An 8,947-nucleotide genomic window follows, 5' to 3' on the forward strand; every position below is an offset into this window, starting at 1 on the left:
TTTCACCCGGTTTTGTTGTGGGGGGGGGCGCCCCCCCCCGCCCCCCCCCCGCCGCCGACCGCCTTTCCCGGGCGCCCGCGGGTGCCCCCCGGCCGGGCGAGCACCGACGCCCAGCGCCGCCGGGGCGCTCTTGATCCTGTATGGCGAAATTCGGCAACAACCCGAAAGAAGGTAGCGGGGCACGGAGAATGGCCGATATGACTGGGCTGGCATTGACGACGGAGAGACGGACCGAGCTGGCTGCGCTGCTCGGGGACGAGTGTCGCCTGCGTATGGAATATCCGCAGGTGGCCGACTATCTCGATACGGCTCCGATGCTGACCGGAACTCACGACCCGGAAGCAGATGCCGCCTTCGATCTGCGGTTCGTGCACTACATGACTGGTGGCGAGAGCGCATCCGGGAACCCGTACTGGGAGATCGTCAGACCGGCTACGAAGGAGGTTGATGGCCGCCGCGTCGTGAACGGTGGACGGCCGAACGGAAGCGCGAGACTTGGCTTCGCGCAGACAATCTTGCAGGCGGTCTACGCCTACGCGGTGCCATCGCCTGAGACGCTGGAGTGGATAGCCGACTTCACCGAAGGGCGAAGACTGGTGGAACTCGGTGCGGGCCGTGGATACTGGGCCCGCCTCTTGGCAGATCGAGGAATAGATGTGGCTGCATTCGATTCCGAGCCGCCGAACCTCGCTGAGAATGTATCGTTCCCGCGCGCAAATGGTCAGCTGGACGTATGGCATCCGGTGAAAGAAGTCGGCGGCGTCTCGGACGTACTCGGTCCGGACAGTGTGCTGTTCCTCTGCTGGCCTCCGGGCTGGGACAACCCGATGGCATCGGACGCGTTGGACGCGTTCGAACGGGCTGGAGGAGATCGACTGGTCTATATCGGCGAGCCGCGGGGTGGTAAGACCGGTGATGAACCGTTCTTCGATCGGCTGGCGTCGGGATGGCATCTCGAAACCCAAGACTCGCAACATGTTTCATGGTGGAATCTTGCCGACGTCGCGCAATCCTGGCTGCGACGCTAAGACACCGAAAGGCCCGGGCACCCCAACTCGGTGAGTATCCCGGGCCTCGTTGCAGCTGTTACAGCGTCATGCGGAAGACGAACGCCTCGTAGCGGTCGCGCGGGTACGAGATCTCCGAAACCATCAGCACCCGGTCGTCGGAGGCGAGGAACCGCTGGTGTACGGCCTTCACCAGATCGCCGGGCGGCGTCCCGAGCCATTCGGCGTGCGATGACGCGGGAAGCTTGTCCGAGACTGTCTCCTCAAGGAACGCCGATCCGGACGTGCCCTCGACACTGGGCGGCTGGTACGAGTCCGAGATTGAGATCGGTCGTCCGTCTTCGCTGGCCCGGGTGACGACGCGTGTAACCGTCTCGCCAGCTGTGATGCCCAAGGCTTCCGCGATTTCGGGCGACGCCGGGATGCGTTCAGTATCGCGCTCAACGTGGATCGTGCCTGCGGACTCGCGCTCGAACGTCGCTTCCGGGCTCTCCATCTGGCGTTCCGGGGAGACCCGCACGAGATTCGGCCGGTCGGTGACGAAGACGCCGCGACGCTTGATCGTGCGCACCAGTCCCTGACTCAGAAGCAACTCGATTGCTTGGCGAACAACAATGTCCGAGACGCCGTGCTTCTTGACCATCTCGGACCGACTCGGCAGCTGAGCCCCTGGAGCGAGGGTTCCACCACGGATCTGGCGCGCGTAGTCGCCAGCGATTGTGACGTAGGCCGGTTCCGTCATTGTCAGTCCCCTTCAGTCGTGTGCGGCAGCATGATTCTCAGTATACCTAGATAGGTATTCCAACTGGTAAGCCCCATTTACACGCCAACAGCTGGATGTTTGCCGACAGAATCGCTCGAACCCTTGTTGGTATACCAAGTTGAGTATACCATGGATTCAGGCGCCCGGCATGGGCGAGAACCCAGTTGACAAGGAGATACGACGATGGCTTTGAAGGACGTGTGGTTCAGCGTGAATTTCGGCGAGGCGTTCCCGATGGGGCTGGTCCTGATGGGCGAGATCCAGCCGCTGACGGAGTTCAACACGGACCGCAACGCGGTGAAGCGGCAGCGTGTGGACCTGGACAACGACGGCAACGGCACGGGCAAGCGGCTGTGGAAGGGCACCGTGACCGATCCCGCGGGTTCGGGCGCGAAGAGCACTTCGTTCGATGTGACGTTCGTGGCGGACGTGCAGCCGGTTCCCTCGGCCGCGCCGCTGATGCCCGGCATCACCCCGGTCGTGCTGGAGGGCTTGCAGATCAAGCCGAAGATCCAGGGCTCGGGGGAGTTCAAGTCGATCGGCTGGCTGGTCCGCGCGACTGGCATCGCGGGTGACACCTCGGGTGCGAAGCAGGCTCCGGCCGATCCGGGTGCGGCCCGCCAGGCGAAGGCGGCCTGACGGTGAGCGCGGCGGACCAGGTGTCGGCGGGGATGCGTTGGGCGCGTTGGTCCGCCGTGGTCATCATCCTGGGCGTGGGGGCGGCGGCGTTCCGGCTGTCGTTCTCCACCCTGGAAGACCTCGCGAAGCTGGCACACGTGCCCGCGCGGGATGCGTGGCTGTTCCCGCTGATCGTGGACGGCACGATCCTGCTGGCAACCTTCGGGGTGCTGGTCTGCACGCACCGCCCCGAACGCCGGTTCTTCGTCGCTGTCCTGACGGTCGGCGCGTTGGTCTCGGTGGCGGGCAACTCGCTGCACGCGGTCGCGGCCGGTCGGGATCTCCCGCCGTGGGCGGCTGCTCTGGTCGCGGCTATCGCCCCGATTTCCCTGCTTGCTGACACTCACGGTCTCGCGCTGTTGTTCCGTGCGGCGCAACGTCATTCGGTGCCCGCGTCGGTCGTGGCTTCGGCCGCCGTGGAGTCCGAGCCCGAACCTGATCCCGTCCCGGCTGCCGAGCCTGCTGCAGCTCCGGTGCCGGTGGCGGTTCCTGATTCCGAACCGGTCACCGCTCCGATTCCGGTGCCGGTTCCCGAGATTCCTCCGGCCGCGCCGCGTGTGGTCGCGCCGGTCAAACAACCTGTTCGTTCCCCGCGACCGGTGCAAGACATGCTGCCGATCGCGCTGCCTGTTGGAGGCTGACCATGAGCATCTACGTCACGACTGCCCAGCTCCTTCCCGGTCGTCTGGACGTCCGCTACGCGCCCGCGCACGGCTACACCTACGGCAAGCACGACCAGTTCGACGGCCACGCCGACGCCAAGGTCTGGGTGCACGTCGGCCCGCAGAGTGACGCGTCGCTGGTGCTGGACCCCGAGGACGCCCGCACCTTGGTTACCGGCCTCCAGGCGGCGTTGGCCGCTCACGAGCTGGCGACCGAGTCGTTCTACCGGGTCGATCTGACGAAGGCGGTGGCGTGATGGCCGCGTTCGCGTTCGCCCGCCCGGGCTTAATCGCGATGGTGGTCTTCGTCGTGCTGTTCGTCATCCCGGCCACGCTGTTGCTGACGGTGGACCGCCAGCCCTCGGCGGAGATCATGCGCACCCCCGCACGTCCGGATGGCTGTGTCATGTTCTGCCCGGAACCCATTGCCGGAGAGGGTGATCGGTGATGACGCTGACGAGTGTGCTGGTCACCGCGGGCGTTGTCGCCGCCTCGGGTGGCATGGTCTGGCTTCGCCACCTCGGTTCGGGTCCGCGTCCGCTGACGGTCGCTGACATCGTCGCTGACGCCCCGCCGGAGTTGCGGACCGCGGTGTCGATCCTGGCCGATCCCGGACAGACGAACCTGATGCTCGCCGCCCTCGGCTTGGGTTCGATCGACGGCGGGTTCCCCTACGTGGAGCGCTACGACTACACCGCCCACGGTCTCGACGCGGAGCTGATCATGCTCGGCGGCCAATCGCTGGCGGACTGGAACGACGAGGAAACCCTCGACCAGTTCGCGACCTATCTCGGCGTCCCCACGGTGACGGCTGTTTCGCCGGAACCCAGCTGGGTCCGTCTTCAGGTGAGGGCGTGGGACACCCTCGCCGCCCCGTCGACGTTGCCGGGCGCGGTTCACAACGGTGTGGACCTGGAGGCGGTCCCGGTCGGGGTCACCGAGGACTACGAACTGTGGCGGCTGCGCGTGCTGTATGGGCACATCCTGCTCGCGGGCGCCACCGGTTCGGGAAAGGGTTCGGTGCTGTGGTCGATCATCGCCGCTCTCGGCGCGGCCATTCTCGCCGGTCTGGTGGATGTGTGGATGGCAGATCCCAAGGGCGGCATGGAGTTCGGCCGCGGTGAACCGCTGTTCGTCCGGTTCGCCACCGACGCCACAACGATCCTGGCCATGCTGCGCGACGCGGTGCAGCAGATGCAGGAACGCACCGTACGGCTGCGGGCGGCGGGTGTGCGCAAGCATGTCCCGACCACGGATGAGCCGCTGATCGTGGTGATCATCGATGAGGCTGCCGCCCTGTCGGCGTATGCCACGCGCGAGCAGAAGGCGGAGTTCGAGCAGCTGCTCGGGCTGCTGCTTTCGCAGGGTCGCGCGGTCGGTGTGTCGGTGATCGCGGCGTTGCAGGACCCGTCCAAGGAGACCATGCCGTCGCGGCAGTTGTTCCCGATCCGGATCGGGCTGCGGCTGGATGAGCCGACCCAGACCACGATGGTGCACGGCCAGGGCGCCCGCGACCGTGGTGCGCTCTGCGACAAGATCAGCGAACACACGCCCGGTGTCGGCTACGTCGGTGAGGACGGCTCGACCGGGTTCGTGCGGGTGCGCGCGTTCCACGTCACCGACGACGACATCGATCGCCTCGTTGAGCAGTACGCGCCCGGCGCCAACGTCGATCTCGCCCCGCAGGGCGACTACAGCGGTTTCGACCCCGACGACCTCGGCGACGGCGACACCGATGGTGATGGGCTGGTGGCGGCGTGAAACGCGGATTCGTCACCGAGTCGCATGTGGTCGTCTACTGCGAGTCCTGCGGGGATCACTACACCGAGGGTGAGAACGAAGCCGTCTGCTTCGACTCCATCGCCCAGGCCATCACCCATTTGGAGTTGCAGGCCGCGGGCGTCGGCTGGCTGTTCGACGGCAACAGCGTCGTCTGCGACGGCTGCCGGGCCACCAACTACCGCATCGAACACGGCCACACCTTCCCCGACTCCTGGCGCACCACCACCTGGCCGCTGGCCGCCACCCGTTCCCGCACCTGCGACCGGTGCGGCACCCCCGAAATCGAGGCACAGAAATGAGCACCAAGAAGACCCGCAAGACCACCGCCGACCGATACGCCGACAACGTCATCGATCTCCAGGCGCGGCGCCGCTGCCAGCTCGAAGCCCGCGGCCTGGACCCGATCGCGATCGCGATCAACGTCTTCGTCGAGACCGGATCGCTCCCAGTGTGGGACACCGATGATTACGGGCCGGAGGCGGCGTGATGCTCACGGTCACCGATTTGTTCTGCGGCGCTGGCGGTTCCAGCTCCGGCGCCGCCGAAGTCCCCGGCGTGACGGTGCGGATGGCGGCCAATCATTGGCGGTTGGCGGTGGAAACCCACAACACCAACCACCCGAGCACCGACCACGCCTGCGCGGACCTGTCCCAGGTCGACCCCAGGTTGTTCCCGCGTACGGATGTGTTGTGGGCGTCCCCGTCGTGCACCAACCACAGTGTGGCTCGGGGTCGGCGCCGCAACATCGACTCCACCCCGGACTTGTTCGGGGAGATCCTGCCCGACGAGGCCGCCGAGCGGTCCCGGGCGACGATGTGGGATGTGGTGCGCTTCGCCGAGCACCACCAGTACCGGGCGATCATCGTCGAGAACGTCGTCGACGCCGCGAAATGGGTGATGTGGCCCGCGTGGCTGCAAGCGCTGGATCTGCTCGGCTACCGCCACGAAGTGGTCTACCTCAACTCCATGCACGCCCAAGCCGCCGGAGCTCCCGCACCGCAATCACGCGACCGGTTGTATGTGGTGTGCTGGCGGACCGGGGACCGCGCCCCGGACCTGAACCGCTGGACCCGCCCCAAAGCCTGGTGCGCCGGCTGCGACCGGGAAGTGTCGGCGGTGCAGGGCTGGAAGAACCCGCGCCGGCGGTGGGGCCGCTACCGCGCCCAATACCTGTGGCGCTGCCCCTCGGTGTCCTGCCGCAACGCCATCGTCGAACCGGCCTGGCTGCCCGCGGCCACCGCCATCGACTGGACTCTGCGCGGGGAACGCATTGGCGATCGGCGGAAACCGTTGGCGGACAAGACCATGCAGCGCATCGAAGCGGGGTTGGCGAAGTTCGCCGGTGATCCGTTCACGGCCGAGGTCGCGGGCAACACGTTCGAACGTCGCCCCGGGGTGCGGACATGGTCGGTCACCGATGTCTTGCGTACCGTGCACACCACGCCGTCCAAGGCCCTGCTTGTCCCCGCCGGTGGGACGTGGCGCCACGATGCGACGAGTGTCGACGACCCGATGCCCACCCGCACCACCCGCGAGGCGGACGGGCTACTGGTCCCGGTGGAAGGCCGCGTGGGACTGCACGCCCGCACGACCGACGATCCGATGCGCACGATGACCACTCGCAGCGAAACCGCGCTGCTGGTGCCCTACTACGGCCACGGCACCGCTCGCCCGGCCAGCGAACCGCACGGCACCGCCACGACCCGCGACCGCTACGCGCTGGTGGTGCCGCTGCGCAATCACAACACCGCCAAACCGGTCAGCGAACCGCTGGACACGGTCGCCGCGGCAGGCAACCACCACGGCCTGACCATCGCGGCGCCGAAGGTGGAGGACTGCGAGTTCCGGATGCTCGAACCCTCCGAGATCGCCCGCGCGATGGCCTTCAACCACTCCTACGTCATTCTCGGCAACCGGCGTGAACAGGTCCGCCAAGCCGGAAACGCCGTCACCCCACCCGCCGCCCGGGACCTGGTCTCCGCCGTCGCCGAAGCCCTCGGACACCAGGTAGCAGCATGACCGACACACCGAAACCCGCTGCCCGGCAGGTGAATCCGATCGTACAAGCCGCCGCCGATCAGGTCACCAAAGCCAAGCGGCGTCCCCGCAAGAACCTGCACGAACCCTGCGACGGGCAGATGTCGCTGTTCGACACGAAGGAAGGAACCCGGTCGTGACCACGAAAACCCACACCGACCGTGACCCGTTCGACCTGCTCGGCCTGGCCGTGCTCAACCTCGGCGCCGGGCTGATCACCGGAGCCGCTGTGACCATCCGGTGGGCGGTGTTGTTCCCGGTGGTCTCGATCCCGCTCGCTCTCGCGGTCACCGCGGGAATCTTCGCCGGACCGGTCGCGGGTGTCGTGGTGGTCGGGGTGTCCGCCGCGGGGATGGTGCTCTGGCGCCGCAGAAGCCCGGAGACCTTCGAGCGGTGGATATCTCGGCGGGCACGGCACCGGTTCCTGAGCTGGCTACGCTACCGCCGCCGCTGGACCCACCTGATGACCGCCTGCCACCTGACCGTCACCACCGACGACCGCACCACCGTGCCGCGACTGCTCGGAGTGCAGATCGGGGACAGCGTGGATCGGGTGCGGGTGCGGATGCTGCCCGGCCACTGCCCCGCCGACTGGGAAAACCGCACCGACCACCTCGCTCACGCATTCGGTGCCCAGGAATGCCGCGCCACCATCACCGGACCCGCGACCGTGGAACTCGCCTTCCGCCACGGGGATTCGCTCGCCGAACCGATCGCCCTCCCGCACATCGACGGCGGGCTCGACTGGGGAAAGGACGCCGCCTGATGACCACCGAACTACTCACCCCGGCCACCGACACCACGGCCACCACCGAGCGGCAGACAGCCGCACAGCGCCGCGCGCTCCCGGACTTCACCCATGTGGCCGAAGCGACCGCCGAGAAGTTCGGGGTGTGTGTGCGGCCGGTGCCGATGCAGGTGTACAACCCGAAAACCCTGACCGAGGAGTACATCGGGGCACCGTGCAAGTCCACGGTCGCCTCGGTGTGCAAGCCGTGCGCGGACAAGGCTCGCTGGCTGCGGATGACCCAATGCCGCGAAGGCTGGCACGCCGACACCGAACCGGTCGAAGACACCCGCGATCCGTCCGAGCAGCAAACCGAATTGCTCACCGCCCGAGCCGATCTCGCCGAGCAGTACCGCGAGGCCCGCGGCGACGGGGACGACGAGATGGCCGACGCGATCGCAGACATTGTCGCGGACCTGGACCGCGATCTGCGTGATTCGGGGTTCCGCGGCCCGATCCCGCCGTTGGACCCGAAACCCCGCAAGCGGCGTACTCGCTCGACGAAACGCCGTCAGGACGTGCCGGATCTGCCGCGCCGGAAGGTGGAACGGCACACGGTCGGCAAGGTGATCGGCGGCTACCGCTCCTCGATGATGGTCACCCTCACCATGCCCTCCTACGGTGCGATGAATCAGGACGGCGCGGTGGATGCTGAAGGCAAGTCGTGCGGGGACGGCTCTCCCCGTGACCCGGAGACTTACGACTACGCCCGCGCGGCCCGTGACATCGTGTTCTTCTCCAAGCTGGTCGACCGCTGGATTCAGAACCTGCGCCGGGCGGTGGGCTATGACGTGCAGTACTTCGCCACCGTCGAACCCCAGCGGCGAGGCGCCCCGCACCTGCACCTGCTGCTACGCGGTGTCATCTCCCGCGAGCTCCTGCGACTGGTCACCGCGGCGACCTATCACCAGGTGTGGTGGCCGCATTTCGGCCCCGAGCATGAGGTCTATTCCGGGGACCGGATGCCGGTCTGGGACTACCGGCTGCTGACGTTCGTCGATCCCGACACCGGGGCCGCGTTGACCGGTTGGGACTACGCGCTCGACGTGCTCGAGACCGTGGACGATCTCGAACCGGCGTACACGGTGCGGTTCGGCGAACGTATGGACCCCGGCCACATGAAGGGTTACATCCCCGGCGAGAAGGCCGACCGTGCCATCGGCTACGTCACCAAGTACCTGACGAAGTCGATCAGCGAAGTCCTGGACACCGACTCGACGCGGACCGCGAT

The 8,947-nt window shown here is 67.2% G+C and carries 13 protein-coding genes; 12 read left to right on the forward strand and 1 reads right to left on the reverse strand.

All coding sequences use genetic code 11. The annotated features are described in order from the left end of the window. Positions 1-197 precede the first annotated feature (197 nt). The gene (locus AB0H49_RS34210) at positions 198-1,028 is read left to right on the forward strand and encodes a hypothetical protein (protein WP_357257212.1); all 831 of its coding nucleotides are present in this window, start codon (positions 198-200) and stop codon (positions 1,026-1,028) included. 58 nt (positions 1,029-1,086) lie between these two features. On the opposite strand, the gene AB0H49_RS34215 is transcribed toward AB0H49_RS34210, so the two are convergent. After that, positions 1,087-1,749 (reverse strand): GntR family transcriptional regulator, encoded by a 663-nt coding sequence (locus AB0H49_RS34215; RefSeq protein WP_357257215.1) that lies wholly within the window; start codon positions 1,747-1,749, stop codon positions 1,087-1,089. Between the two features lie 204 nt (positions 1,750-1,953). On the opposite strand from AB0H49_RS34215, the gene AB0H49_RS34220 reads away from it, so the two are divergent. The 11 genes from AB0H49_RS34220 to AB0H49_RS34270 all read left to right on the forward strand — a co-directional run. Further along, positions 1,954-2,409, forward strand: a complete 456-nt coding sequence (locus tag AB0H49_RS34220; protein ID WP_357257218.1) for a hypothetical protein — start codon at positions 1,954-1,956, stop codon at positions 2,407-2,409. Positions 2,410-2,411: 2 nt separating this feature from the next. Next, a complete protein-coding gene (locus tag AB0H49_RS34225; protein ID WP_357257221.1) occupies positions 2,412-3,089 on the forward strand; it encodes a DUF2637 domain-containing protein in 678 nt (225 codons plus the stop codon). Between the two features lie 2 nt (positions 3,090-3,091). After that, positions 3,092-3,367 (forward strand): hypothetical protein, encoded by a 276-nt coding sequence (locus tag AB0H49_RS34230; RefSeq protein ID WP_357257224.1) that lies wholly within the window; start codon positions 3,092-3,094, stop codon positions 3,365-3,367. Next, positions 3,367-3,558 (forward strand): hypothetical protein, encoded by a 192-nt coding sequence (locus tag AB0H49_RS34235; RefSeq protein ID WP_357257227.1) that lies wholly within the window; start codon positions 3,367-3,369, stop codon positions 3,556-3,558. The genes AB0H49_RS34230 and AB0H49_RS34235 overlap by 1 nt, the downstream gene beginning before the upstream one ends. Then, on the forward strand, positions 3,558-4,871 hold the full coding sequence (locus AB0H49_RS34240; RefSeq protein WP_357257230.1) for an FtsK/SpoIIIE domain-containing protein: 1,314 nt from the start codon (positions 3,558-3,560) through the stop codon (positions 4,869-4,871). Before AB0H49_RS34235 ends, AB0H49_RS34240 begins: the two co-directional genes overlap by 1 nt. Beyond that, positions 4,868-5,191, forward strand: a complete 324-nt coding sequence (locus tag AB0H49_RS34245) for a hypothetical protein (protein WP_357257233.1) — start codon at positions 4,868-4,870, stop codon at positions 5,189-5,191. Before AB0H49_RS34240 ends, AB0H49_RS34245 begins: the two co-directional genes overlap by 4 nt. After that, positions 5,188-5,379: a hypothetical protein gene (locus tag AB0H49_RS34250; protein WP_357257236.1), complete on the forward strand. Its 192-nt coding sequence runs from the start codon at positions 5,188-5,190 to the stop codon at positions 5,377-5,379. Before AB0H49_RS34245 ends, AB0H49_RS34250 begins: the two co-directional genes overlap by 4 nt. Further along, positions 5,379-6,911 (forward strand): DNA cytosine methyltransferase, encoded by a 1,533-nt coding sequence (locus AB0H49_RS34255; protein ID WP_357257239.1) that lies wholly within the window; start codon positions 5,379-5,381, stop codon positions 6,909-6,911. The genes AB0H49_RS34250 and AB0H49_RS34255 overlap by 1 nt, the downstream gene beginning before the upstream one ends. After that, positions 6,908-7,069, forward strand: a complete 162-nt coding sequence (locus AB0H49_RS34260) for a hypothetical protein (protein ID WP_357257242.1) — start codon at positions 6,908-6,910, stop codon at positions 7,067-7,069. The genes AB0H49_RS34255 and AB0H49_RS34260 overlap by 4 nt, the downstream gene beginning before the upstream one ends. Next, a complete protein-coding gene (locus AB0H49_RS34265; RefSeq protein WP_357257245.1) occupies positions 7,066-7,695 on the forward strand; it encodes a hypothetical protein in 630 nt (209 codons plus the stop codon). The genes AB0H49_RS34260 and AB0H49_RS34265 overlap by 4 nt, the downstream gene beginning before the upstream one ends. Continuing rightward, positions 7,695-8,947 (forward strand): replication initiator (locus AB0H49_RS34270; protein ID WP_357257248.1); only part of this gene is annotated, 1,253 nt, incomplete at its 3' end. The genes AB0H49_RS34265 and AB0H49_RS34270, both read left to right, overlap by 1 nt.

Source organism: Nocardia sp. NPDC050713, assembly GCF_040654315.1.
Classification (GTDB): domain Bacteria; phylum Actinomycetota; class Actinomycetes; order Mycobacteriales; family Mycobacteriaceae; genus Nocardia.

Coding starts and splice junctions, on each gene's coding strand:
- AB0H49_RS34210 (WP_357257212.1), top strand. CDS start 198: ATGACTGGGCTGGCATTGACGACGGAGAGACGGACCGAGCTGGCTGCG.
- AB0H49_RS34215 (WP_357257215.1), bottom strand. CDS start 1,749: ATGACGGAACCGGCCTACGTCACAATCGCTGGCGACTACGCGCGCCAG.
- AB0H49_RS34220 (WP_357257218.1), top strand. CDS start 1,954: ATGGCTTTGAAGGACGTGTGGTTCAGCGTGAATTTCGGCGAGGCGTTC.
- AB0H49_RS34230 (WP_357257224.1), top strand. CDS start 3,092: ATGAGCATCTACGTCACGACTGCCCAGCTCCTTCCCGGTCGTCTGGAC.
- AB0H49_RS34235 (WP_357257227.1), top strand. CDS start 3,367: ATGGCCGCGTTCGCGTTCGCCCGCCCGGGCTTAATCGCGATGGTGGTC.
- AB0H49_RS34240 (WP_357257230.1), top strand. CDS start 3,558: ATGACGCTGACGAGTGTGCTGGTCACCGCGGGCGTTGTCGCCGCCTCG.
- AB0H49_RS34250 (WP_357257236.1), top strand. CDS start 5,188: ATGAGCACCAAGAAGACCCGCAAGACCACCGCCGACCGATACGCCGAC.
- AB0H49_RS34255 (WP_357257239.1), top strand. CDS start 5,379: ATGCTCACGGTCACCGATTTGTTCTGCGGCGCTGGCGGTTCCAGCTCC.
- AB0H49_RS34260 (WP_357257242.1), top strand. CDS start 6,908: ATGACCGACACACCGAAACCCGCTGCCCGGCAGGTGAATCCGATCGTA.